Source organism: Alteromonas sp. CyTr2 (assembly GCF_947311905.1).
GTDB classification, from domain to species: Bacteria; Pseudomonadota; Gammaproteobacteria; order Enterobacterales; family Alteromonadaceae; genus Alteromonas; species Alteromonas macleodii.
The window spans coordinates 246,670-272,757 of sequence record NZ_CAMZMZ010000002.1; the positions used below are offsets into that span (position 1 = coordinate 246,670).

The 26,088-nt window shown below is 46.2% G+C and carries 19 protein-coding genes, 1 tRNA gene and 1 pseudogene; 19 read left to right on the forward strand and 2 right to left on the reverse strand.

All coding sequences use genetic code 11. The features are described from left to right. Window positions 1-76: 76 nt before the first annotated feature. From pyrC to QME20_RS02515, 4 genes are read left to right on the forward strand one after another with little or no spacing between them, the layout of a single operon-like run. Window positions 77-1,123, forward strand: a complete 1,047-nt coding sequence (gene pyrC, locus QME20_RS02500; RefSeq protein WP_014951053.1) for a dihydroorotase — start codon at window positions 77-79, stop codon at window positions 1,121-1,123. Then, on the forward strand, window positions 1,093-2,403 hold the full coding sequence (locus QME20_RS02505) for an ABC transporter substrate-binding protein (RefSeq protein WP_281715391.1): 1,311 nt from the start codon (window positions 1,093-1,095) through the stop codon (window positions 2,401-2,403). Before pyrC ends, QME20_RS02505 begins: the two co-directional genes overlap by 31 nt. After that, window positions 2,403-3,782 (forward strand): ATP-dependent RNA helicase DbpA, encoded by a 1,380-nt coding sequence (gene dbpA, locus QME20_RS02510; protein ID WP_101566162.1) that lies wholly within the window; start codon window positions 2,403-2,405, stop codon window positions 3,780-3,782. The genes QME20_RS02505 and dbpA overlap by 1 nt, the downstream gene beginning before the upstream one ends. Before the next feature lie 49 nt (window positions 3,783-3,831). After that, on the forward strand, window positions 3,832-4,230 hold the full coding sequence (locus tag QME20_RS02515; RefSeq protein WP_168534236.1) for an ACT domain-containing protein: 399 nt from the start codon (window positions 3,832-3,834) through the stop codon (window positions 4,228-4,230). On the opposite strand, the gene QME20_RS02520 is transcribed toward QME20_RS02515, so the two are convergent. Both QME20_RS02520 and QME20_RS02525 read right to left on the reverse strand, forming a co-directional pair. Beyond that, the gene (locus QME20_RS02520) at window positions 4,223-4,924 is read right to left on the reverse strand and encodes a lysoplasmalogenase (RefSeq protein WP_232380208.1); all 702 of its coding nucleotides are present in this window, start codon (window positions 4,922-4,924) and stop codon (window positions 4,223-4,225) included. The genes QME20_RS02515 and QME20_RS02520 overlap by 8 nt on opposite strands. 137 nt (window positions 4,925-5,061) lie before the next feature. Beyond that, window positions 5,062-7,128, reverse strand: a complete 2,067-nt coding sequence (locus QME20_RS02525) for a M13 family metallopeptidase (RefSeq protein ID WP_202941345.1) — start codon at window positions 7,126-7,128, stop codon at window positions 5,062-5,064. A 251-nt stretch (window positions 7,129-7,379) separates the two neighbouring features. Between QME20_RS02525 and QME20_RS02530 the strand changes: the two genes are divergently transcribed. The 15 genes and pseudogenes from QME20_RS02530 to QME20_RS02600 form a co-directional block, all read left to right on the forward strand. Then, entirely contained in the window at window positions 7,380-8,003 is a 624-nt protein-coding gene (locus QME20_RS02530) for an RraA family protein (RefSeq protein WP_187446906.1), read from the forward strand. Between the two features lie 239 nt (window positions 8,004-8,242). Next, window positions 8,243-10,084 carry an ABC transporter ATP-binding protein gene (locus QME20_RS02535; protein ID WP_014980522.1) on the forward strand — a complete coding sequence of 614 codons (1,842 nt, stop codon included), beginning with the start codon at window positions 8,243-8,245 and terminating at the stop codon, window positions 10,082-10,084. A gap of 167 nt (window positions 10,085-10,251) precedes the next feature. Beyond that, a tRNA-Trp gene (locus tag QME20_RS02540) sits at window positions 10,252-10,328 on the forward strand. Between the two features lie 80 nt (window positions 10,329-10,408). Next, window positions 10,409-10,786 carry a preprotein translocase subunit SecE gene (gene secE, locus QME20_RS02545; RefSeq protein ID WP_014951045.1) on the forward strand — a complete coding sequence of 126 codons (378 nt, stop codon included), beginning with the start codon at window positions 10,409-10,411 and terminating at the stop codon, window positions 10,784-10,786. Window positions 10,787-10,790: 4 nt separating this feature from the next. Next, window positions 10,791-11,342, forward strand: coding sequence for a transcription termination/antitermination protein NusG (nusG, locus tag QME20_RS02550; protein WP_014951044.1), 552 nt, complete (start codon window positions 10,791-10,793; stop codon window positions 11,340-11,342). Window positions 11,343-11,593: 251 nt separating this feature from the next. Beyond that, window positions 11,594-12,022 carry a 50S ribosomal protein L11 gene (gene rplK / locus QME20_RS02555; protein ID WP_014951043.1) on the forward strand — a complete coding sequence of 143 codons (429 nt, stop codon included), beginning with the start codon at window positions 11,594-11,596 and terminating at the stop codon, window positions 12,020-12,022. Window positions 12,023-12,026: 4 nt separating this feature from the next. Further along, on the forward strand, window positions 12,027-12,722 hold the full coding sequence (gene rplA, locus QME20_RS02560) for a 50S ribosomal protein L1 (RefSeq protein WP_014980521.1): 696 nt from the start codon (window positions 12,027-12,029) through the stop codon (window positions 12,720-12,722). A gap of 306 nt (window positions 12,723-13,028) precedes the next feature. Beyond that, a complete protein-coding gene (rplJ, locus tag QME20_RS02565) occupies window positions 13,029-13,547 on the forward strand; it encodes a 50S ribosomal protein L10 (RefSeq protein ID WP_014951041.1) in 519 nt (172 codons plus the stop codon). A gap of 57 nt (window positions 13,548-13,604) precedes the next feature. Then, complete coding sequence (gene rplL / locus QME20_RS02570; protein WP_015068303.1) at window positions 13,605-13,982, forward strand: 50S ribosomal protein L7/L12; 378 nt, start codon at window positions 13,605-13,607, stop codon at window positions 13,980-13,982. Window positions 13,983-14,307: 325 nt separating this feature from the next. Next, window positions 14,308-18,336 (forward strand): DNA-directed RNA polymerase subunit beta, encoded by a 4,029-nt coding sequence (rpoB, locus tag QME20_RS02575; RefSeq protein WP_014977618.1) that lies wholly within the window; start codon window positions 14,308-14,310, stop codon window positions 18,334-18,336. Between the two features lie 81 nt (window positions 18,337-18,417). Continuing rightward, on the forward strand, window positions 18,418-22,590 hold the full coding sequence (rpoC, locus tag QME20_RS02580) for a DNA-directed RNA polymerase subunit beta' (RefSeq protein WP_039229319.1): 4,173 nt from the start codon (window positions 18,418-18,420) through the stop codon (window positions 22,588-22,590). Window positions 22,591-22,899: 309 nt separating this feature from the next. Further along, window positions 22,900-23,274, forward strand: coding sequence for a 30S ribosomal protein S12 (gene rpsL / locus QME20_RS02585; RefSeq protein ID WP_014951037.1), 375 nt, complete (start codon window positions 22,900-22,902; stop codon window positions 23,272-23,274). 75 nt (window positions 23,275-23,349) lie between these two features. Then, window positions 23,350-23,820, forward strand: coding sequence for a 30S ribosomal protein S7 (rpsG, locus tag QME20_RS02590; RefSeq protein ID WP_014951036.1), 471 nt, complete (start codon window positions 23,350-23,352; stop codon window positions 23,818-23,820). A gap of 27 nt (window positions 23,821-23,847) precedes the next feature. After that, on the forward strand, window positions 23,848-25,950 hold the full coding sequence (fusA, locus tag QME20_RS02595; protein ID WP_014951035.1) for an elongation factor G: 2,103 nt from the start codon (window positions 23,848-23,850) through the stop codon (window positions 25,948-25,950). Window positions 25,951-26,013: 63 nt separating this feature from the next. Next, window positions 26,014-26,088: pseudogene (locus QME20_RS02600) on the forward strand (elongation factor Tu); the annotation flags it as partial.

The window sequence follows — 26,088 nt, forward strand, 5'->3', positions numbered from 1 at the left end:
GCGCGCAAAATGGGAATTGTGCTATTATTGCGCGCATCTTCCCCTCTGTTTGAATAAGTACTAAGAGAGACAAGGCATGCAAACGCTCACCATTACTACGCCAGACGATTGGCACCTTCACTTTCGCGATAACGAAATGCTAGCTGAAACAGTGCCTGCAACCGCACGTTGTTTCCAGCGCGCTATTGTTATGCCAAACCTTGTACCACCGGTGGTTAATGCTGAAATGGCCATGGCGTACAAAGGGCGAATTGAGGCTGCGCGACCTAAAGGCAGTAGCTTTGAGCCATTAATGACCTTATTCCTTACTAATCAAACTACACCTCAAGACATTATCGATGCAAAACAAGCGGGCGTAACTGCGTGTAAGCTATATCCTGCAGGGGCCACTACTAACTCAGATGCGGCTGTAAAAGGCATTCAGGCTTTATACCCTGTATTTCAAGCCATGCAAGAGCAAGGCTTATTGTTGCTAATTCATGGTGAGGTGACCGAACATCACATTGATATTTTTGACCGTGAAAAAGTGTTCATTGATACTCATTTAGGGCCTATCGTTGACGCATTCCCTAAGCTGAAAGTGGTGTTTGAGCATATTACAACAGCAGATGCCGCAAGCTTCGTAGCGGGCGCCAGCGAATTTGTTGGAGCCACCATTACCCCTCAGCACTTATTGTTAAATCGCAACGATTTACTGGTTGGCGGCGTACGCCCTCATAACTATTGCTTGCCAGTGCTAAAACGCAACACGCATCAAAAAGCGTTACGCGATATGGTGGCAAGCGGCAACAAAAAATTCTTCCTAGGCACCGACTCGGCACCTCATGCCAAGCATAAAAAAGAAAATGCTTGCGGCTGCGCGGGTTGTTATAGCGCATGGTCTGCAATTGAGCTTTATGCTGAAGTGTTCGAGCAGTTAGGAGCAATAGATAAGCTAGAAGGATTTGCTAGCCATTACGGTGCAGATTTTTATGGTTTACCACGAAATACGACTACAATGACATTAGTGAAAGAGTCGTGGACGGTGCCAGAACAAGTAACCCTAGCTGATGGCACCGATATGGTTCCATTTTATGCGGGGCAAACGTTGCAGTGGAAATTAGAAAAGGCATTTCAAGCGTAGTTTTTGTTGTCATTGTCTGTTTATGTGCCCTGTGGAGTTCATCCACTTGGGCACAAGCATTCTCTTACTCTCACGCCCCCGATTTACCAAGTACCCTATCTCCCTCTGAGAAGCAGAGTATTCAATCTTACTCACTCACAGTGTTTAAAAATGCCTTATCAAAAAATGGTATTGATTTAACGCCTGCTACTGACACCATATCGAATAAAGCTGACGTCCTTATCAATTTGATCAGAGATGAAAATAACGAAGATAGTTATTTTTGGATCACGCCGCTATTTGCCTTTGAATGTGGAAATAATGTTCGATGTACGCCGAATGCGGGCAGTCAGGCAACGACAATAGCAGTGAGCTATATCGCACTGAGCAAAAGTGAAGGTTCTGCCGATTTTGCAGAGCGGTTGAGCGAACTGATTGCTCAATACAAAGGTTCAGACAACTTCACATTGCTTGCTAGCGCTATACGGGATGAACTGAAAGCATCTTTCCCGGCCACAATACTTACTTTTGGAACACTAAGCTTAGCAGGTGAGCTGCATGCTAATACCGACAATCTTTGGGTCATCGCCGACATTGTGCCACTTTTTTCAGAGGTGGGAGAGCGAGGAAAGCTTAAAGGTATTGCAGCAGACTTGGTCAGAGACATATTAGATGAGATGACGCTAAAGCAGAATATCCTTTCCGCGCCATGGGAACGTATTGCAAAGGAAGCAATGACCAAGTCTAACGTATTGGTATTCTCAGTAATTCGCACGAGTGAAAGAGAAAGCGTGTTTCACTGGATAACGCCGGTATCAAGAAACCTTCATGGACTGTACGGCATCGATAAGCCCTATTTTGAATCCTTTGCCAACGTACCAAAGAACTTTAGGGTTGGTACCTTATTGGAAGACTATCGCTATAACGTTGCAATAGAGCATGGCTTCAAAGTAAAAGCCTATGATTCGTGGCAGGCATTAGTGGATGCACTGATCAACAACGAAATTGATACTATTTTCGGTTCTCAGGGGGCAATTGACTTTGGATGTAACCCAAAACAATTTAAATGTGAGACAATAACCCTATCGAGTAAGTACGACATTTCAACGGCCTACCTAGCACTGTCAAAGAACGACACCTGTGTTTTGGTTTTAGAGAAGCTCAAGTTAGCGGCGGCCGGTGTGAAAATGAGTGACAAGTTTAATGAGCAGCTTTCTTCCTGGAGTGACATGGTGTCCCAAGAATACGGCATAGCTCATCATACCGAACATGGTGTAGTGCACCTTTGGAACCCAAATTAATGACAGTTGAAACAGTTAAGCATTTAGATATAAACCCTGCCATCACCAAGGCGCTAGACTCACAAGGCATTTACCAACTTTCCCCTATACAGGCACAATCGCTCCCTGAGGCGTTGCAGGGGAAAGATGTGATAGGCCAAGCGCAGACGGGCAGCGGCAAGACTCTGTGCTTTGTAATTCCTGCCTTGCAGCACGTAGAAGTGAATGATTTTACCACGCAGGCTATCATACTTTGTCCTACCCGAGAGCTTGCTGATCAAGTGGCTCAGCAGTGCCGTTCGGCGGCTAAAAACATCGGTAATATTAAAGTGACCACGTTATGTGGTGGCCAGCCTATGGGGCCGCAGATTCAGTCACTGAAACATAGCCCGCATATCATTGTGGGCACGCCGGGCCGCGTAATGGACCATGTGGAAAAGCGTCGAGTTGACCTAAGTAACGTAAAGTTGCGTGTCCTCGATGAAGCCGACCGCATGTTAGATATGGGCTTTGAAGACGATTTACGCATTATTTTCGGTCAAACGCCGAAACAAGTGCAAACCCTGTTGTTTTCTGCAACCTTTACAGAACAAATTGAGCGTGTAGCCAAGCAGTACCTGCACAACCCGGTAACCTGTAAAGTTGAGTCTCAAGACAGTAAACCCGCTATCACCCAATTGGGCTACAACGTGCTCCCGCACACACGCACTCAGGCGCTTAAAGCGGTACTTACCCACTACCAACCTAAAAACGCTATTGTATTTTGTAATCGCAAGGTTCAGGTAAATGAAGTGGTTGAGGAGCTTATCGAAGATGGCTTTAGTGCGGCTGGGCTTCAGGGGGACTTGGAACAGCATCAACGCACATCGGTGCTAATGCAGTTCGCCAGCGATGCGCTACAAGTACTTGTTGCCACCGATGTAGCTGCGCGAGGGCTGGATATTGATGATGTTGCCTGCGTAATTAATTACACAGTAAGTGAAGAGCCGGAAACCCATATTCACCGCATTGGTCGCACGGCGCGAGCAGGCGCACAGGGCATGGCGGTCACGCTAGTCAGCGATGACGAAGAGCACTTTTTACGAAAAATAGAAGTATTGCAAGAAAGCGATATTCCACTTAAAGGCGCACAAAGCCTGCGTTTTCATAAAAACAAAATTACTCAGCCTGAATTTACCTGTATTTCACTAAGCGCGGGTAAAAAAGAAAAGCTTCGCCCAGGCGATCTGGTGGGTGCACTTACCAAAGATGCGGGCATTCCTGGCGATGACTTGGGCAAAATTAAAGTGCAAAACAGCATGAGTTTTGTCGCAGTGAAAACGCGAAGCGTGAAAAAAGCCATGGCGCACTTTAGAGAAGGTAAGATCAAAGGAAAGCGTATTAGAGCCCGAAAACTTTAATAAGAGCTTCAATAAATAAGTATTGACGTTATACAAAGGAAGGTTGAGTGTGGTCGCTGAAACTGACTTGGGCGTGTTACTGAAAAATCTGAATCCTGTGGCGAGTAGTGAAGATTACGTTTTCACTACCTTGCCTGCTGATAGCTTAACTAGTACGTTAATTTCAGTAGCTAAGGGTATGTTTCAGGAACGCGAGGGCACCACGCTTATCCTTCCGGTTGTTGCAGCCGAGAAAGCTAACTTGCCATTTGAAGGTTATTACCGCTGTATAACCTGTGAAGTACATTCTAGTTTGGAAGCGGTAGGCATGACGGCAGCTATGTCCACCGCGCTGGGTAAGGCAGGAATTAGCGCCAACGTGGTGGCCGCTCATTATCACGACCATATTTTTGTGCCAGCTGAAAAAGCCGACTTGGCGATAGACGTTTTAACGTCGTTGTCTAACTAGGTCTGACCAATCTCTTCCTGCCTATTCTTTCTCTTTTCTCAAAAAAAACATCAACCAGTCCCATGGTTAAGCAATATTGGGCACCATAGTAAGTTGTCATTACCCAAAAGGTAGACAGTGGAAGCGGGGTTTTGAAAACCGACTGGGCGAGAATGGCATCTGATATCACAAAAAGTAACGCACCGGTTACGATTAGCTTAGTTTGAGCCAACCACACTGCGGTTAAACCCATCAGTGTGATTACGCTAATATAGGCGACTACAGGGTAAAACAAGGCTTTCGACGCTGGCAGAATGTGCACTGCCATCATTACGGCAAAGCTAACCATAATAATACTAATTAACCACTTTGGTTTGCGCGAAATGATATGGTCGCCGGGCGTTTCTTGTAGGCGGCGATGCAGCAACGCAAAACACATAGCATACGTTAAATGGGCAACAAAAAAGCACGCCAAGCCGGTAATAAAACTATCAGCAAAGGGCAAGGCCAGACTAACATCTCCGGCAAGACTAAAAAGTAACGCCGCCAACACCATGTATCGCGGCATGGTGCTAAGTTTTGTATAGGCGAAAACTGCCAGTACCACAATAGGCAGGGCTTTGGGTAAGAATTGCGCCACGTAGGGGGTAAGCGGCAGCGTCGCCAGGTAAATCAACGCTAAGCTGCTAAAGACAATAGTTGTTCTTACATTCATATTTAGCCTTTTTGAACCTGCTCAGTCATACACTTCAGCACGACAAAAAAAGCCCCAGTTTGGTGAAGCAAACATGGGGCTTTAGCTATCGTATTTTATGTACGCTACTCTCTATGTACTGTTTTAGAGTACGCGAATTACCAAATTTTCACGCGTTCTTCTGGTGGTAAATACAACGCATCTTCTTCGGTCACGTTAAACGCTTCGTAGAATTCAGGTACGTTGCGAACAGCACCGTTAGTGCGGAACTTCGTAGGTGAATGGGTATCGGTTTGTACTTGGCTGCGCAACGCTTCTTCGCGATACTTGCTTGCCCAAACCTGGCCGTAACCAATGAATACACGCTGATCGCCAGTGAAACCGTCTAGTTCAGGGGCTTCTTCACCATCAAGAGACAGGTGGTAAGCTTTAAGTGCGATGCTGATTCCGCCAAGATCGCCGATGTTTTCACCTAGGGTATATTCACCGTTTACGTGCAAGTCAGGCAGAACCTCAAACTGGTTATACTGTTCAATCAAGTTCGCAGTGCGTGCTTCAAACTCGCCGCGATCTTCATCAGTCCACCAGTTTCGCAGAACGCCATCACCGTCGAAGGTTGACCCTGAATCATCAAAACCATGGCCAATTTCGTGACCAATTACCGCGCCAATGCCACCGTAGTTAACCGCGTCTTCGGCGTTCATGTCAAAGAACGGAGGTTGAAGGATAGCCGCAGGGAATACAATTTCGTTTAGCGGTGGGTTGTAGTAAGCATTAACAGTTTGAGGTGTCATGCCCCACTCATGGGTCCACACTGGGCCGCCTTGTTTCTTAAGCATTTCTTCGTACAGCACGTCCGAAGAACGCTTTAGGTTTCCAAACAGGTCACTGGCATTAACTGTCAGCGCTGAATAGTCTCTCCACTGGTCTGGGTAGCCAATTTTCACCGTAAACTTAGACAGCTTGTCTAGTGCTTGTGCACGGGTTTCATCTGTCATCCAATCAAGATTTTCGATACTTTCTTTGTAAGCTAACAACAGGTTATTAACCATTTCCATCATGCGATCTTTCGCTTCAGGCGGGAAGTGCTGTTTTACATAAACCTTACCGATTAGCTCGCCTACATGGGCATTTGAAAGGCTTACTGCACGACGCCATTGTGGCTGTTGCTCTTCAACACCGCGAAGCACTTTGCTGTAGAAATTGAAGTTTGCTTCATCAAGCTCGGCATTTAAGCGACTGGCTGAAGCATTTAACAAGCCCCACTTAAGGAACGTTTTCCAATCTTCCAGTGAGGTTTCTGCAATAACGCCATCAATGTTTTGCATGTAGTCTTTTTGCAGGATGCCTAGCGAAGGAATGTCGCTAATGTCTGCTTCAGTAAGATAAGCGTCCCAGTCGAACTTAGGCATCAACGCTTTAAGTTCTTCAATTGTCAGTTTGTTATAGTTGGCAGCAAAGTTACGGGCCTGCTCTTTTTTCATATGTAGCTGAGCAATTTTAGTCTCAAGTGCGAACAGCATATCCGCACTTTCTTTAGGCGCGTCGAAACCCGCCAGCTCAAACATGGTTTGAATATGTTTAACGTAGGCATCACGAATGGTTTGTGATGTTTCGTCATCCTTAAAGTAATACTCGCGCTCAGGAAGGCCCAAGCCCGACTGCCACGTGTACATTAAGTATTCTTTCGGCGACTTTAGGTCAGGGTATTGAGTTAGGCTAAACGGTGTACCGTAGCCATAGCGAGCTGCATAAGCAAAGTACTCAGCAAGGCCGGTATAGTCTTCAATGGTATCAATTTTAGTTAGCTCAGGTTTTAGCGGCGTCATACCAAGCTCATTGCGGGTCTCCATGTCCATATAAGCACGGTAAAAATCACCGACTTTTTGCTCGTCGCTGCCCGCTTTAAAGTCGCCTTCGGCAGACGATTTTATAATATCCATAACGTGATCTTGTGCTTCATCGCGAAGGATCACGAAAGAACCGTAGCTCGATTTATCTGCCGGTATTTCAAAATTATCAAACCACTTGCCGTTTACGTAGCGGAAAAAGTCATCACCTGGGTCAACAGACAGATCCATATTTTCTTTAATGACACCTGAAGAAAGCTGTTGCTGAGCTTCTTCGGTAGCCGCGCTCTGTGTCTGTTGTTCTGTGGATGAATTTTGTGGGCTACAAGCCGTGAGGGCCAGTGCCACGCTTAAGCTTAAAACGCTACGTAACATGTCGAGTTTTCCTTTTCATTTTATTGGGCGACATTTGGGCTTGTCGCTTATTGTTTTTAGTGCGTTGCGAAACCTGTGCATCCCTTCGAAAGAATGGTGTGGCGTATTGCGTGCACGCTTTTTACTAATTTTTAGCATGGCGGGGGGGATAGAAAAAGTGTTTATAGTGAAAATACACAGCTTGTAACAACTTGTAGGGCTAATTTCGCTATAGTGTTTTTTTCACACACTACAACATTCAAGGAACGGCGATGGACTTACACAATACCCCTTTCGATAGCGTATCACCCTGTGAGTACGCCGATGCGCTGCCAAGAGAGCAGTTCATGCACTATGCGATAAAACCATTGTGGGAAGGCATGCCACGCATTGCGGGTCCAGCATTTACCGTTAAGTGTGAGCCGGGAGACCATCTTATGCTGCATGCGGCGATATATCGCGCAAGCCCCGGTGACATTATTGTTGTGGAAGCCGATGATGAATTCGCTGTTGCGGGCGGTAACGTCTGCGCGATAGCCCAGTCTCGCGGCATTAAAGGCTTCGTGATTGATGGTGTTATACGAGACCTTGCAGAAACCCGTGACAACAAATTCCCGGTATTTGCCAGGGGCGTTATACCCAAGCCAGGAGCCAAAAAGTGTATAGCCCCGTTAAATGAGCCGATTACCTGTGCTGGTGTAACGGTTCACGCCGGAGATATCATTGTTGCAGACGAAGAGGGCATTGCAGCAATTCCAAGAGATGAGGCGCTAGCAGCCTATGACATTGCCCAAAAGCGAGCCCAGAAAGATGGCTCCATGTCACTTGAACAGTGGCAGGCTGAGCACGCTGAAAAAGTGGAAAGCATACTGGCTAAATTGGGCTTTGCAGAGTGAAGGTTTGCAGATAACTCGCCATGCTTCGACTGGTTTTTGATAAGCGCTTTACTAAACCCTTCACTAAGCTTTTCATTAGGCAATAAGCTTTGCCAAATATTAACCAATGTTAAATGAGCTTTGCGGTAAAAAGGCGCCGCAAAGTTCAACACACTTTCAGTTATCGTGTAGAATTGTGACCTAAGCATTTTGGGGCATACGTAAACGTGCTCTGTCACTGAATAACTAACGAGTTCTACATGTTTTCATTTTTTGAAAAGCTGACCCAGCCTTTCCCTGACACGCCGCCTACCCAACCGCCAACAGGTATCGTTGCATTTTGTAAATACTACACAAAAGGCATGTGGGGCGTAATCCTTACTGTTTCCGTGCTAAGTGCCATTGTTGCCATGTTAGAAGTGGCGTTGTTTGGCTTTTTAGGGCAGTTAGTTGACTGGTTCTCTGATCAAAACCGAGCCACGTTTTTAGCGGACCAAAAATTTACCCTCATTGGCATGGGTTTAACCGTTCTCGTTTTTATTCCATTGTTTATCTTGTTGCGCTCGCTATTTTCTCGTCAGTCCTTGATGGGGAACTACCCCATGCGCATTAGATGGCAGGCGCACCGTTATTTGCTTGGACAAAGTTTAACCTTCTTTCACGATGAGTTTGCCGGCCGTGTGGCCACCAAGGTGATGCAGACTGCACTATCGGTAAGAGAGACCGTAACCAAGGTTCTCGATTTGCTGGTATACATCAGCGTTTATTTTATCTCTATGGTTGTGCTTATTTTCAGCACAGACTGGCGCTTAGCCATGCCGCTTATCGTGTGGTTCTTTGTGTACATTGGCATTTTAAAAGTGCTGGTGCCTAAACTAAAAGAAGTCTCGCAAAAGCAAGCCGACGCGCGCTCATTAATGACCGGACGTATTGTTGATAGCTATACCAATATCACAACGGTGAAGCTGTTTTCACACAGTCGCCGCGAAGCGGATTACGCTAAAGAAAGCATGGATGGTTTTCTTAAAACGGTTTACCCGCAAATGCGTTTGGTCACCGTATTGGAATTCTGCGTGGAAATGGCTAACGCCATTCTTATTTTTACCATTGGTGCGCTATCTGTGTATTTATGGATGGAAAACATTGCGAGTCCCGGCGATATCGCCATCGCTATTAGTCTGTGTTTGCGACTAAACGGTATGTCGCACTGGGTTATGTGGGAAGTATCAGGTTTGTTCGAAAACTTAGGCACGGTGCAGGACGGCATGAATACACTAGCGCAGCCTATTGCAGTAAAAGACAAGCCAAAAGCCGATGCGTTAAAGGTTAATGGCGGCGGGATTAATTTCGATAATGTGCATTTTTCTTATTCAGGTGCAGACAACAAACCCATTGATGTGTTCACTAACTTGGATTTAGCCATTAAGCCCGGAGAAAAAGTGGGCTTAGTGGGGCGTTCTGGGGCGGGTAAATCGACGCTGGTTAATTTGCTCATGCGTTTTTACGACACCCAGAGTGGTCGCATTGTCATTGATGGTCAAGATATCACTGAAGTAGGCCAAGAAACCCTTCGCGCCAAAATCAGCATGGTGACACAAGATACTTCACTGATGCACCGCTCGGTACGCGACAATATCCTTTACGGTCGAACCGATGCGACAGAAGAAGATATGATCCGTGCAGCCAAGCAGGCCGAAGCGCACGACTTTATTCTTACGCTTACCGATAGTCACGGTAGAACAGGGTACGACGCGCATGTAGGAGAGCGAGGCGTTAAGCTTTCAGGCGGTCAGCGCCAGCGCATTGCCATAGCTCGCGTATTGTTAAAAGACGCGCCTGTATTAGTGCTGGACGAAGCCACATCAGCACTAGATTCAGAAGTTGAAGCAGCCATTCAAGCCTGTCTGGATAAAGTGATGGAAGGCAAAACCGTGCTGGCTATTGCGCATCGACTGTCGACCATTGCGCAAATGGACAGGTTACTTGTTCTGGATAAGGGCAACATTGTAGAGCAGGGAACCCATACCGAGCTTATTGCGCACAATGGCATATATGCCAAGCTTTGGGCGCACCAAACGGGCGGATTTATAGGCGTTGAATAGGCAAGGAGCGAATTAGCGTTCAATCGCAGATGGGATGGATAAACCGCTTGTATCTTGAAAGTGGTTAAGTATAATACGCGTCCCTCCCTTGCGATACCGCACTTTCCTTAGAAAAGACGCACAACTCACAAGGGCAGTGTAAGTAAATTTTGTCTTATCGACACCACAGGGGTGTAGTTCGAATTGGTAGAACAGCGGTCTCCAAAACCGATGGTTGGGGGTTCGAGTCCCTCCACCCCTGCCAAATTTACTTAAACTAAGAATTTTTAAGTTGCGCATTTTTAGATGCGTAAAACAACGACGCTGTAGTGCTAGGATCGTAACATGAGCGAAAAGACGGAAAATCAGTCCAATGCATTGGACATGTTTAAATGGGTAGTGGTTTTTGCACTACTTGCCGGTTTAGTAACCGCTAATACAATGTACGGTGAGATCTCGGTACTATACCGTGCCATCGCAATTGTTGTAGTTGTTGGTATAGCTGGTTTCATCGCGGCAACTACCGAAAAAGGTAGCACCTTCTTGAGCTTTGCTAAAGAGTCTCGCACAGAAGTTCGCAAGGTTGTGTGGCCAACTCGCCAAGAGGCGAACCAAACTACACTTATCGTGCTTGCAGCGACGTTAATTATGGCACTAATTTTATGGGGACTAGACGGCATCATCGTTCGTGTAGTTGGCTTTATTACAGGAATAGGAGCATAACCGTATGTCTGAAGAAGAAGCAGTAAAGAAAAGATGGTACGTAGTTCAAGCCTATTCACAATATGAGTCTCGCGTTAAGAAGACCCTGCTTGAATACATCAAGATGCACAACATGGAAGACTACTTCGGTCAGGTACTAGTACCAACAGAAGAAGTAGTAGAAATGCGTGCTGGTCAAAAGCGTAAGTCTGAGCGTAAGTTCTACCCAGGTTATGTATTGGTAGAAATGGCGATGACGGAAGAGTCATGGCACTTAGTGAAAAGCGTACCTCGCGTACTTGGTTTCATCGGCGGCACATCTGATCGCCCTATGCCAATCACGCAGAAAGAAGCTGACGCTATCTTAAATCGTCTTGAAGAAAACGTTGATAAGCCAAGACCAAAGACGCTGTTCGAGCCAGGCGAAGTTATTCGCGTTATCGATGGCCCATTTGCAGACTTCAACGGTGTTGTAGAAGAAGTAGACTACGAAAAAAGCCGCGTAAAAGTATCGGTGCTTATCTTCGGTCGTTCTACTCCAGTAGACCTAGAATTTGGTCAGGTAGAAAAAGGCTAAGCCTATTCAAGCTACCGTATAGTATTTTTAAAAAGCCCCGTTTGACGGGGCTTTTTTTGTATAAGGTCTCCGGTTCAACAGCGAGAGCGTAAAAATACTGACCTTTCGATGGTTTTTTATTCTAAATAGCCCTTGCATAGTAATTAATCACCTTATATAATGCGCGCCCTTTTAAACGGAAACGGGAAGCCGATTGAGCAAATAATCTCTGTATTTGCGAGGCGTTAGACCCAAACAAGAGAGCATGTAAAATGGCTAAAAAAGTAAGCGGTATTATCAAGCTTCAGGTTGCAGCAGGTGCTGCTAACCCAAGTCCACCAGTTGGTCCTGCACTAGGTCAACACGGTGTAAACATCATGGAATTCTGTAAGGCTTTCAACGCGAAAACAGAAAGCCTTGAGAAAGGCGCTCCAGTACCAGTAGAAATTACTGTATACGAAGATCGCTCTTTCACATTCGAAACTAAGACTCCTCCTGCGTCTTACCTGCTTAAGAAAGCAGCGGGCATCAAGAGTGGTTCTGGCCGTCCTAACACTGAAAAAGTGGGTAAAGTTACTCGCGCTCAGTTGGAAGAGATTGCTAAAACTAAAGAGCCAGACCTTACTGCAGCTGATCTAGATGCAGCGGTACGCACTATCGCGGGTTCTGCTCGCTCAATGGGCTTGAACGTAGAGGACTAATCGAATGGCTAAATTAACTAAACGCGCTCGCGTAATCCGCGACAAAGTTGACTCTACTAAAGAGTACGAAATCAACGAAGCAGTAGCGCTTCTTAAAGAACTAGCAACAGCTAAGTTCGCAGAAAGCGTAGACGTATCTGTTAACCTTGGTATCGATGCGAAGAAATCTGACCAAAACGTTCGTGGTGCAACTGTACTACCTAACGGTACTGGTAAAGACGTTCGCGTTGCAGTATTCACTCAAGGTGCAAATGCTGAAGCAGCTAAAGAAGCTGGTGCAGACATCGTTGGTATGGACGACTTAGCTGAGCAAGTTAAGAAAGGCGAAATGAACTTTGACGTAGTAGTTGCTAGCCCAGACGCGATGCGTGTTGTTGGTCAACTAGGTCAAATCTTAGGTCCACGTGGCCTTATGCCTAACCCAAAAACTGGCACTGTAACGCCTGACGTTGCAACGGCAGTTAAGAACGCTAAAGCTGGTCAGGTACGCTACCGTAACGATAAGAACGGTATCATCCACGCTAGCATCGGTAAGATTGCGTTCGAAGCGAACCAAATTCAAGAAAACCTTGAAGCGCTACTTGAAGCATTGAAGAAAGCTAAGCCTTCTTCTGCGAAAGGCACATACATCAAGAAGATCAGCCTAAGCACTACAATGGGTGCTGGTGTTGCTCTTGATAAGGCTTCTGTAGGTCTTTAATTTCGCTGAGCTTAGGCTTATCGAAATCTCTTAAAGGTTATGGGTTGGAGCTGTGACAATTAGCAGTGCTAATAAGCAGCTCCCGTCCTAGACCGCAGGTGCGGTGTGGTGAAAGAGGTAAGAGAACTTTCACAGTCAACACACTGCTTAATACAACAACCTGCGCAGACGGTGGTTTGACTCAGACTCTCTGGGGTAACAAACACCGTAGAGCGGTATCAACCATGAGGGTTGGTATCAATCTGTGAACCCTGACGGCGTAAGCGGGTAACCGCAAACAAAGTCAGATACAAAGAGGTGAACTCAGTGGCACTAGGTTTAGCAGCAAAAAAAGAGATCGTAGCAGAAGTTTCTGAAGTTGCGTCTCGCGCTCTATCCGTAGCCGTTGCTGAATACCGTGGGATGGAAGTTGCAGAACTGACTGACCTACGTGTTAAAGCTCGTGAGCAAGGCGTATACCTAAAGGTTGTACGTAACACTCTTGCAAAGCGTGCTTTAGCAGACAGTCAATTTGCAGACTTAGACAGCGCCTTAACTGGTCCGCTTATCTATGGTTTCTCTATCGACGCACCAGGCGGTGCGGCACGTCTTTTCAAAGACTTCGGTAAGACTAACGATAAGCTAAAAGTTACAGCACTTTCTATTGGTAGTGGTCTTCTTGGTCCAGAGAAATTGGACGCAGTTGCAGCTCTACCTACCCGCGACGAAGCGCTTGCGAAACTACTTGCAACCTTCAAAGCACCAGTTGGGAAATTCGTTCAAACAATCAACGAAGTTCCTGGCAAGTTTGTGCGCGTATTGGCGGCGGTCAAAGACACCAAGTAATTGGCGTTTTTGGCATATTGATTTTTTTAACATTTTATACCCAGGAGTTTAGAGAACATGGCTCTAACTAAAGAAGATATCTTAAACGCAATCGCTGAAATGCCAGTAATGGAACTGGTTGAACTAATCGAAGCGGCTGAAGAAAAATTCAACGTATCTGCTGCAGCTGCTGTTGCTGTTGCTGGTCCAGCTGCTGGCGGTGACGCTGCTGCTGCAGAAGAAAAGACTGAATTCGACGTTGTAATGACTTCATTCGGTGGCAACAAAGTTGCAGTTATCAAAGCAGTTCGCGGCGCGACTGGCCTAGGTCTTAAAGAAGCTAAAGAAGTAGTTGAGTCTGCTCCTAAAGCTATCAAAGAAGGCGTAAGCAAAGATGAAGCTGAAGCACTTAAGAAAGAGCTTGAAGAAGCTGGTGCAGAAGTAGAAATCAAGTAATCTGACATAGTCAGATTATTGCCTGAGACGGCAAGGCTGGTGGTTTTTTAAACCACCAGCCTTTTTGCGCTGTATAGTGTGTAGAATCTAACCCTTGGTTACACTACTTAAAGCGCCATTCGGAAATACCCATAAAAAGCATAAAAATCCAACAAGTTAACTAATAATTGGTTAAATTTTGTTGTATGCTGGTGTATCTGCCCGAAAAAGGGTTGTGGAAGTTTGTTGCTTAGTGCGCCATTTGAAACGTAGCTTTTAGCCCATAGCACGCGTTTTAAAGCATTTTGCAGCAGGTTGGGTCATAAATCAGCAGGCTGAGGAACCCATGGTTTACTCTTATAGCGAAAAGAAACGTATCCGTAAGGATTTTGGCAAACGCCCACAGGTATTGGAAATTCCATACCTTCTTTCAATTCAGCTTGATTCTTTCAAAAAGTTTATTGAGATCGATGCAGATGCTCAATACGGTTTGGAAGCAGCATTTCGTTCCGTTTTTCCAATTAAAAGCTACTCAGGTAGTTCAGAGCTTCAGTATGTAAGCTACCGCCTGGGAGAGCCCGTTTTCGACGTTAAAGAATGTCAAATTCGCGGCGTAACTTTCTCTGCTCCGTTAAGAGTAAAACTACGGTTAGTGTTGTTCGATAAAGACGCTGCGCCAGGTACCGTAAAAGATATTAAAGAACAAGAAGTGTACATGGGCGAGATCCCATTGATGACTGAGAACGGTACGTTCGTTATCAATGGTACAGAGCGTGTTATCGTGTCACAGCTACACCGTTCACCTGGTGTATTCTTTGATCACGACAAAGGTAAAACCCACTCGTCAGGTAAAGTGCTTTATAACGCACGTGTAATTCCTTACCGTGGTTCGTGGTTAGACTTCGAGTTTGACCCGAAAGATAACCTATTCGTACGTATCGACCGTCGTCGTAAGTTGCCTGCAACGATTATCTTACGCGCACTTGAAATGACGTCTGAAGAAATCCTAGATACTTTCTTCGACAAAGTAAGCGTACGTATCGACAAAGACAAACTAATGATGGAAGTGGTTCCAGATCGCCTACGTGGTGAGACGGCTGCTTTTGACATCATTGACGGTGAAGGCAACGTTGTTGTTGAAACGGGTCGTCGTATTTCTGCGCGCCACACGCGTGCACTAGAAAAAGCCGGTCTTACAGAACTTGAAGTTCCAGCCGATTACCTAATTGGCCGTGTTTACGCAGCTACTTATGTAAACGAAGACACAGGCGAAGTGATTGTAAGCGCGAACGACGAACTAACCCTTGAAAACCTAGCGGCACTTAGCCAAGCGGGCATCAAAGAGTTCGAAACGCTTTACATCAACGAGCTAGATCACGGTTCATACATTTCAGATACGCTACGTATCGATTCTTCAACTAACCGCCTTGAAGCACTAGTTGAAATCTACCGTATGATGCGTCCTGGTGAGCCACCAACGAAAGATGCAGCTGAAACCTTGTTCGATAACTTGTTCTTCTCTGATGAACGTTACGACCTATCTTCTGTTGGCCGCATGAAGTTCAACCGCCGTCTTGGCCGTGAAGAACTTATTGGTGCTGGTACACTAGATAAAGAAGACATTATTTCTGTAATGAAGCAGCTAATAATGATTCGTGACGGTAAAGACGAAGTAGATGACATCGATCACCTAGGTAACCGTCGTATCCGTTCTGTAGGTGAAATGGCAGAAAACCAATTCCGCGTTGGTCTTGTACGTGTTGAGCGTGCAGTTAAAGAGCGTCTAAGCTTAGGCGACCTAGACAACGTGATGCCACAAGATCTTATTAACGCTAAGCCTATCTCGGCTGCGGTTAAAGAGTTCTTCGGTTCATCTCAGCTTTCTCAGTTCATGGACCAAAACAACCCGCTATCAGAAGTAACGCATAAGCGTCGTATTTCTGCATTAGGCCCGGGTGGTCTTACACGTGAACGTGCAGGCTTCGAAGTTCGAGACGTACACCCGACTCACTACGGTCGTCTATGTCCAATCGAAACGCCGGAAGGCCCGAACATCGGTCTAATTAACTCATTGGCAAGCTTCGCGCGTACCAATGACTTCGGTTTCCTAGAAACGCCGTTCCGTCGCATTGTAGACGGTGTCGTAACAGACGAAATCGATTACTTATCTGCAATTGAAGAAGGTCAATTCGCAATCGCTCAGGCAAACATCGCGTTGACTGAAGCTGGCGAGTTGGTTGACGACCTAATTCCATGTCGTCACCGCGGTGAAACTACCTTGATGCCGAAAGAAGACATCAAGTACATGGACGTTTCACCTCAGCAAATCGTTTCAATTGCTGCAAGCATTATCCCATTCCTAGAGCACGATGATGCGAACCGTGCACTTATGGGTGCGAACATGCAACGTCAGGCAGTACCTACACTACGCGCTGATAAGCCGCTAGTTGGTACCGGTATGGAAAGAACTATCGCGGTTGACTCAGGTGTTACTGTAGTTGCTAAGCGCGGTGGTGTGGTTGATTACGTAGATGCCAGCCGTATCGTTATTAAAGTAGACGAAGATGAAATGCTTCCAGGTGAAGCAGGTATCGATATCTACAACCTGACTAAGTACACTCGTTCTAACCAAAACACGTGTATCAATCAGAAGCCTACTTGTAGTGTTGGCGACCCGATTGTTGCAGGCGACGTGCTAGCTGATGGTCCTTCAACAGACCTAGGTGACCTTGCACTTGGTCAGAACATGCGTATTGCGTTCATGCCGTGGAATGGTTACAACTTTGAGGATTCAATCCTTATTTCTGAGCGTGTAGCGCAGGAAGACCGTTTTACTACTATCCACATTCAAGAGCTTAGCTGTATCGCTCGTGATACTAAGCTTGGGCCAGAAGAAATTTCTTCTGATATCCCGAACGTGGGTGAATCTGCACTAAGCAAGCTTGATGAGTCAGGTGTTGTTTACATTGGTGCGGAAGTGAAAGGCGGTGACATCCTTGTAGGTAAAGTAACGCCTAAAGGTGAAACGCAGCTTACGCCAGAAGAAAAACTACTACGTGCAATCTTCGGTGAGAAAGCGTCTGACGTTAAAGATACGTCTCTACGTGTACCTAACTCTGTTCACGGTACGGTAATCGACGTTCAAGTATTTACCCGTGACGGTGTAGAGAAAGACAAGCGTGCGCTAGAAATTGAAGATATGCAGCTACGTCAGGTTAAGAAAGACCTTACTGACGAGTTCGAAATTCTTGCAGACGGTATCTTTGCACGTGCACAAACTGCACTTCTACGTGCTGGTGTTGACCAAGCTAAGCTTGACAGCCTGCCGCGTGAAAAGTGGTTTGAAATCGCACTTAACAGTGAAGATGCACAGCTAGAGCTAGACCAAATCGCTGATCAGCATGCTGAAATCAAACTTGATTTCGATAAGAAGTTTGAAGGTAAGCGTCGCAAGATTACTCAAGGCGATGACCTAGCACCTGGCGTGCTTAAGATCGTTAAGGTTTACCTTGCGGTTAAACGTCACATCCAACCGGGTGATAAAATGGCCGGTCGTCACGGTAACAAAGGTGTTATCTCGACTATCCAGCCTGTAGAAGACATGCCATACGATGCTAACGGTACGCCGGTAGATATCGTTCTTAACCCACTAGGTGTACCGTCTCGTATGAACATCGGTCAGATCCTAGAAACGCATTTGGGTATGGCTGCACACGGTCTTGGTGTGAAGATTGATCGTATGATTAAAGAGCAGCGCGAGCTGGCTGAACTACGTGACTTCTTGAAGAAGGTGTACGAGCTTGGTGAGAATCACCAAGAAGTAGACATCGATAGCTTCACAGACCACGAAGTTCGTCGTCTAGCGGAAAACCTTCGTAAGGGTGTTCCAGTAGCAACACCTGTATTCGACGGTGCTCGTGAATCTGAAATCAAAGAAATGCTGAAGCTTGCTGACATTCCAGAAAGCGGTCAGATTGCTTTGTTTGACGGTCGTACCGGTCGCGAATTTGAGCGTCCAGTTACGGTTGGTTACATGTACATGCTGAAACTGAACCACTTAGTAGACGACAAAATGCACGCGCGTTCTACTGGTTCTTACAGCCTTGTTACACAGCAGCCTCTTGGTGGTAAAGCACAGTTCGGTGGTCAGCGCTTCGGTGAGATGGAAGTGTGGGCACTTGAAGCATACGGTGCAGCATATACCCTTCAAGAAATGCTTACCGTTAAGTCGGATGACGTTAACGGCCGTACCAAGATGTACAAGAACATCGTCGATGGCGACCACAGAATGGAACCTGGCATGCCAGAGTCATTCAACGTACTACTTAAAGAAATTCGCTCGTTGGGTATCAACATCGAGCTTGAAGAAAAGTAATACGGCGTTAGCCACGTAATGTTATGAGATGGCCCGGCGCTTGCGCCGGGCTCTAGAGACTGACTCCGCTGGGAGAGTAATGTGAAAGACTTATTAAAGTTTCTAAAGCAACAAAACAAGACTGAAGAATTCGATAATATTCGAATCGGTCTGTCTTCACCTGACATGATCCGTTCATGGTCATTCGGTGAAGTTAAAAAGCCTGAAACAATTAACTACCGTACGTTCAAGCCTGAGCGTGACGGTCTGTTCTGTGCGCGTATCTTTGGTCCGGTTAAAGACTACGAGTGTCTTTGCGGTAAGTACAAGCGCCTTAAGCACCGTGGTGTTATCTGTGAGAAGTGTGGCGTTGAAGTTACACTGACTAAAGTACGTCGTGAGCGTATGGGTCACATCGAGCTAGCTAGCCCGGTAGCACACATCTGGTTCCTGAAATCACTTCCGTCTCGTATCGGCCTAATGCTAGATATGACACTTCGTGATATTGAACGTGTACTTTACTTTGAATCATACGTGGTTACAGAGCCAGGTATGACTACGCTTGAGCGCAGCCAACTTCTTAACGAAGAAGAATACTTGGATGCACTTGAAGAGCACGGTGATGAGTTTGAAGCGAAGATGGGTGCTGAAGCAGTATTCGATCTTCTTACAGCACTAGACGTAGACGCAGACGTTGCGGCTATGCGTGAAGAGCTGCCTTCAATCAACTCTGAAACTAAGCGTAAGAAAATTACTAAGCGTCTTAAGTTGCTTGAGTCATTCCAACAGTCTGGTAACAAGCCAGAGTGGATGATCATGACGGTTCTTCCGGTACTTCCACCAGATTTACGTCCTCTAGTACCACTAGATGGCGGCCGTTTTGCAACGTCTGACCTTAACGACCTATACCGTCGTGTTATTAACCGTAACAACCGTCTTAAGCGTCTTCTAGACCTAGCTGCTCCAGACATCATCGTACGCAACGAAAAGCGTATGCTTCAAGAGTCTGTAGATGCGCTTCTAGATAACGGACGTCGTGGTCGTGCGATTACCGGTTCTAACAAGCGTCCACTTAAGTCGCTTGCAGACATGATCAAAGGTAAGCAAGGTCGTTTCCGTCAAAACCTTCTTGGTAAGCGTGTTGACTACTCAGGCCGTTCTGTAATTACCGTTGGTCCTACGCTACGTCTTCACCAGTGTGGTCTTCCTAAGAAGATGGCACTTGAGCTATTTAAGCCGTTTATCTACGGTAAGCTTGAAGGTCGTGGTCTTGCGACAACAATTAAAGCAGCTAAGAAGCTTGTAGAGCGCGAAGCACCAGAGGTTTGGGACGTACTAGACGACGTTATCCGCGAACACCCAGTACTACTTAACCGTGCACCTACACTTCACCGTTTGGGTATCCAAGCATTCGAACCAACACTAATCGAAGGTAAAGCGATTCAGCTTCACCCGCTAGTGTGTGCGGCGTACAACGCCGACTTCGATGGTGACCAAATGGCGGTACACGTTCCGTTGACAATCGAAGCACAGCTAGAAGCACGTGCACTTATGATGTCAACGAACAACATTCTGTCACCTGCGAATGGTGAGCCAATCATCGTACCTTCACAGGACGTTGTATTGGGTCTTTATTACCTAACGCGTGACAAAGTAAACGGCTTAGGCGAAGGCATGGTATTCACCAGCCCGAATGAAGCAGAAAAAGCATACCGTACAGGTAATGCTGAGCTTCACTCTCGCGTTAAAGTACGTATTACTGAATATGACATCGATGAAGATGGCAACAAAACTGAGAAAGTAACGCTAACTGACACGACTGTTGGTCGTGCGATTTTCTCACTGATCCTTCCAAAGGGTCTGCCGTTTGAAATCATCAACCAAGCGATGGGCAAGAAGCAAATTTCAAGACTATTGAATGCTTGTTACCGTACGCTAGGTCTGAAAGATACAGTAATTGCTGCTGACCAAATCATGTATACCGGTTTCCACTACGCGATGATCGCGGGTGCGTCTGTTGGTATCGACGATATGGTTATCCCTGCTGCTAAGAAAGACATCATCGACGCAGCAGAAGCAGAAGTTATCGAAATTCAGGAACAGTTCCAAAACGGTCTTGTTACCGCGGGTGAGCGTTACAACAAAGTTATCGATATCTGGTCAAATGCCAACGAAAAAGTTGCTAAGGCCATGATGGATAACCTTAAGACTGACATCGTAATTAACCGCGATGGCGAAGAAGAAGAGCAATCATCATTTAACTCTGTTTACATGATGGCCGACTCGGGTGCTCGTGGTAGTGCCGCTCAGATTCGTCAGCTAGCTGGTATGCGTGGTCTGATGGCTAAGCCAGATGGCTCAATCATCGAAACCCCAATTACGGCGAACTTCCGTGAAGGTCTGAACGTACTACAGTACTTCATCTCAACTCACGGTGCTCGTAAAGGTCTTGCGGATACCGCACTTAAGACAGCTAACTCGGGTTACCTAACGCGTCGTCTAGTAGACGTTGCACAAGACTTGGTAATCACTAACGACGACTGTGGCACATTCGAAGGTGTTCAAATGACACCACTAATCGAAGGTGGTGACGTTGTTGAGCCACTACGCGAGCGTGTACTAGGTCGTGTGGTAGCAGAAGATGTACTTAAGCCAGGTACTAACGAAGTACTAGTAGAGCGTAACGTTCTTCTAGACGAAGCGTTAGTAGACATGCTTGAAGCTAACTCAGTTGACCAAATTATGGTTCGCTCGGTAATCACTTGTGACAACGACTTCGGTGTTTGTGCTAAGTGTTACGGTCGTGACCTTGCACGTGGTCACATGGTGGGCAGCGGTGAATCGGTTGGTGTTATTGCAGCACAGTCAATCGGTGAGCCAGGTACACAGCTTACCATGCGTACGTTCCACATCGGTGGCGCGGCATCAAGAGCATCTGCTGAGAACAGCGTACAAGTTAAGACGGCGGGTAGCCTTAAGCTACACAATGCGAAATTCGTACGTAACTCTGACGGCAAAGTGGTTATCGTTTCTCGTTCAACAGAACTTACTGTTATCGACGAGCAAGGCCGTGAGAAAGAGCGCTATAAAGTACCTTACGGTGCTGTACTTAGCGTGGATGACGGTGCAACTATTGCAGCTGGCGACGTTGTTGCTAACTGGGATCCGCATAGTCACCCAATCATCACTGAACGTGCAGCTAAGATTAGCTTCGCAGACATTGATGACTCTAACACCGAAATGCAGCAAGACGAGCTTACTGGTCTAACCCGTATCGTTGTTAAAGACCTAGCGAAAGTAAACTCTAAAGAGCCTAAGCTAATTCTTGAAAGCGACGAGTTCGGTCTTCAAGAAATTCGTCTTCCAAGCTTCACAACCATCGAAGCGAAAGAAGGCAAAGTAGCTAACGAAGGTGACGTGCTAGCACGTATTCCTCAGGAAAGCTCGAAGACTCGTGATATCACGGGTGGTCTACCGCGCGTTGCGGACCTATTTGAAGCACGTAAGCCTAAAGAGCCTGCTATCCTTGCAGAAATCTCAGGTACTATCGGCTTCGGTAAAGAGACCAAAGGTAAGAAGCGTCTTGTAATTACACCTGCTGAGGGTGACGCGTACGAAGAGATGATTCCTAAGTGGCGTCAGCTTAACGTGTTCGAAGGTGAGAAAGTGGAAAAAGGCGAAGTTATCGCTGATGGTCCAGAGTCTCCACACGATATCCTACGTCTACGTGGTATCTCAGCTGTAGCAAACTACATCGTGAACGAAGTTCAGGAAGTTTACCGTCTACAGGGTGTTAAGATTAACGATAAGCACATTGAAGTAGTTATCCGTCAGATGCTACGCAAGTGCATTATCACTAATCCAGGCGATACGCAGTTCCTTGAAGGCGAACAGGTTGAAGTATCGAACGTTAAAGTGGCTAACCGTGAAATTGAAAAACACGGCAAGATCCCAGCGCAGTACGAAACACAGCTGCTTGGTATCACTAAAGCGTCACTGTCTACTGAGTCATTTATCTCAGCGGCATCGTTCCAAGAAACAACACGTGTTCTAACTGAAGCTGCGGTTCAAGGTAAAGAAGATGACCTACGCGGTCTGAAAGAAAACGTAATCGTTGGTCGACTAATTCCAGCGGGTACAGGTTTCGCTTACCACGAACGCCGTGCACAACGTCGCAAAGAGCAAATCGAAGAAATGTCAGTTTCTGCTGCTGAAGCAGAACAGGCACTAACCGAAGCGCTTAATGCTGGTGCAGACGAAGATACTGCCGAATAAGGCAAGATCATAGGAGTACGTTAACGTACTCCTAACAATTTGGCAGTCCAGTTGTACAGATTGCAGATAAATTAACTGCTTAACCTTTGTACACCTTGACAGTCAGAGCGATGATCTTTAATATTCCGCGACCCGATTTTGGATAGCCATCAAGTGGCTCGATAAACGGTCGCGGTTTTTTGTATCAGAGCTCAGTGAATGTTGACGAGCACAATGTTCACAAACAAGAGCGATTAAGCAATTAATCGTATTAATATGGACCCAATCACAGTGATTGGGTTTTCGTAGTTTTTAATCAGGAGCTAGTTAATGGCAACAGTTAACCAGTTAGTGCGCAAGCCGCGTAGAAAGCCCGTTGAAAAAAGCAACGTAGCTGCTCTACAAGCTTGTCCACAAAGACGTGGTGTATGTACTCGTGTATATACTACTACGCCTAAGAAACCAAACTCTGCACTACGTAAAGTATGTCGTGTACGTCTAACTAACGGTTTTGAAGTTTCTTCATACATCGGTGGTGAAGGTCACAACCTACAAGAGCACAGTGTAGTACTTATCCGTGGTGGTCGTGTTAAAGATCTACCAGGTGTTCGTTATCACACAGTTCGCGGTACTCTTGACTGCGCAGGTGTAAACGATCGTAAACAAGCCCGTTCTAAGTACGGCGCGAAGAAGCCTAAGTCATAACGGTTCTCCGTTAGTAAGGCCAAACTGAAGTTTAAGAGTTTTGGGTTTTCCCTGAATTCATACGGAGAATAGAAAATGCCAAGAAGAAGAGTCGTAGGTCAACGTAAAATCCTACCAGAGCCAAAATTTGGTTCACAACTGCTTGCGAAATTCATGAATGTCGTAATGCTCGACGGCAAAAAGTCAGTCGCTGAAAAAATCGTTTACGGTGCGCTTGATATTGTTGCTGAAAAAACCGGCAAAGCACACCTAGATATCTTCGAGGAAGCGCTTGATAACATCCGCCCAACAGTAGAGGTTAAGTCTCGTCGTGTTGGTGGTTCAACTTATCAGGTTCCAGTTGAAGTACGTCCAGTTCGTCGTAACGCGCTAGGTATGCGTTGGATGGTTGAAGCTGCACGTAAACGTGGCGAAAAGTCTATGGCACAACGCCTAGCGGCTGAAATGCTAGACGCAGCAGATAATAAAGGTTCAGCGGTTAAGAAACGTGAAGACGTTCACCGTATGGCCGAAGCAAACAAAGCGTTTGCTCACTACCGTTGGTAATCAACGTTATTTAACTGAGAGAGATTTATGCCTCGTAAGACCTCGATTGAGCGTTATCGCAATATTGGTATTGTGGCTCACGTGGACGCGGGTAAAACCACGACCACAGAGCGTGTTCTGTTTTATACAGGACTGTCTCACAAAATCGGTGAAGTGCACGATGGTGCTGCTACCATGGACTGGATGGAGCAAGAGCAGGAGCGTGGTATTACTATCACGTCTGCTGCAACGACTTGTTTCTGGTCTGGTATGGAGCAACAGTTCGATCAACACAGGATCAACATCATCGACACCCCTGGACACGTTGACTTTACTATCGAAGTAGAGCGTTCATTGCGTGTACTAGACGGTGCAGTTGTTGTTTTCTGTGGGTCTTCTGGGGTAGAACCTCAATCAGAGACAGTCTGGCGACAGGCTGACAAATATCAAGTGCCACGCCTTGTGTTCGTTAATAAGATGGACCGGGCTGGCGCTGATTTTGAACGTGTTGTGGGTCAAATCCGCAAGCGTTTAGGCGCAAACTGTGTTCCGATTCAAATCAACATGGGCGCTGAAGAGAATTTCCATGGCGTCATCGACCTTGTGAAGATGAAAGCCATCAACTGGAATGAAGAAGACATGGGTATGACATTTACCTATGAAGACATTCCGGCTGAATATTTAGATACCGCTGAGCAGTACCGTACCGAAATGATCGAAGCGGCTGCAGAAGCATCTGATGAGCTAATGAATAAATACTTGGAAGGTGAAGAGCTTTCTGAGGAAGAAATTCGTTCAGGCCTTCGTCAGCGTACGCTGAACAACGAAATTGTTCTTGCCACCTGTGGCAGTGCCTTCAAAAACAAAGGTGTTCAGGCAGTACTAGACTCTGTTATTCATTATCTTCCGTCTCCAACAGAAGTTAAGGCCATCACTGGTGTACTTGACGACAAAGACGAGACAGAAGCAGAGCGTCATTCAAGCGACGATGAGCCGTTCTCAGCGCTAGCATTTAAAATAGCGACCGACCCATTTGTGGGTACGCTAACCTTCTTCCGTTGTTACTCTGGTGTAGTAAACACGGGTGATACGGTTTACAACCCTGTTAAGGGCAAGCGTGAGCGCTTTGGTCGTATTGTGCAAATGCACGCGAAAGACCGTGAAGAAATTAAAGAAGTACGCGCAGGTGACATCGCTGCGGCCATTGGCCTTAAAGATGTAACAACCGGTGATACGCTTTGTGACCCTAACCATGTTATTACGCTAGAGCGTATGGAGTTCCCAGAGCCGGTAATTTCAATTGCGGTTGAGCCTAAGTCGCAAGCTGACCAAGAGAAAATGGGCATAGCCCTAAGCAAGCTTGCAGCTGAAGATCCGTCATTCAAAGTGAAAACTGACGACGAGACAGGCCAGACGATTATCTCAGGTATGGGTGAACTTCACCTTGATATCATTGTCGACCGCATGAAGCGCGAATTTAAAGTTGAATGTAACGTAGGTAACCCTCAGGTTGCTTATCGTGAAACCCTTCGTAAATCTGTTGAAGTTGAAGGGAAGTTCGTTCGTCAGTCAGGCGGCCGCGGCCAATTTGGTCATGTATGGCTGCGCATTGAGCCTCAAGAAGAAGGTTCAGGCTACGAATTTGTGAACGAAATCGTCGGTGGTGTGGTACCAAAAGAGTTCATTCCAGCGGTCGATAAAGGAATTCAGGAGCAGATGCGAAGTGGTGTTCTTGCAGGGTATCCAGTACTTGATGTAAAGGTTACGTTGTTTGACGGTTCATACCACGATGTTGACTCTTCTGAAATGGCGTTTAAGATCGCCGGCTCTATGGGTTTCAAAAAAGGCGCCGCAGAAGCAAATCCGGTGTTACTTGAACCCACAATGAAAGTTGAAGTGACTACTCCAGAAGACTGGATGGGTGATGTAGTTGGTGACATTAATCGTCGCCGCGGCATGATCGAAGGTATGGAAGATGGCGTCGCAGGTGTTAAAATAATACGTGCTAAAGTGCCGCTTTCAGAAATGTTTGGCTACGCAACTGACTTGCGTTCACAAACACAAGGTCGTGCTTCATACTCAATGGAGTTCTTCAATTATTCTGAGGCGCCGAACAATGTGGCGCAGGCTATTATTGAATCTAGAATTTAATCTAAATGAAGGTTCGGTCCGGTCTATTGGTGGGTCGGACTTTTAACTTAGGAAACGAGAAAAATGGCAAAAGAAAAGTTTGAACGTACGAAACCCCACGTAAACGTGGGTACAATCGGCCACGTTGACCACGGTAAA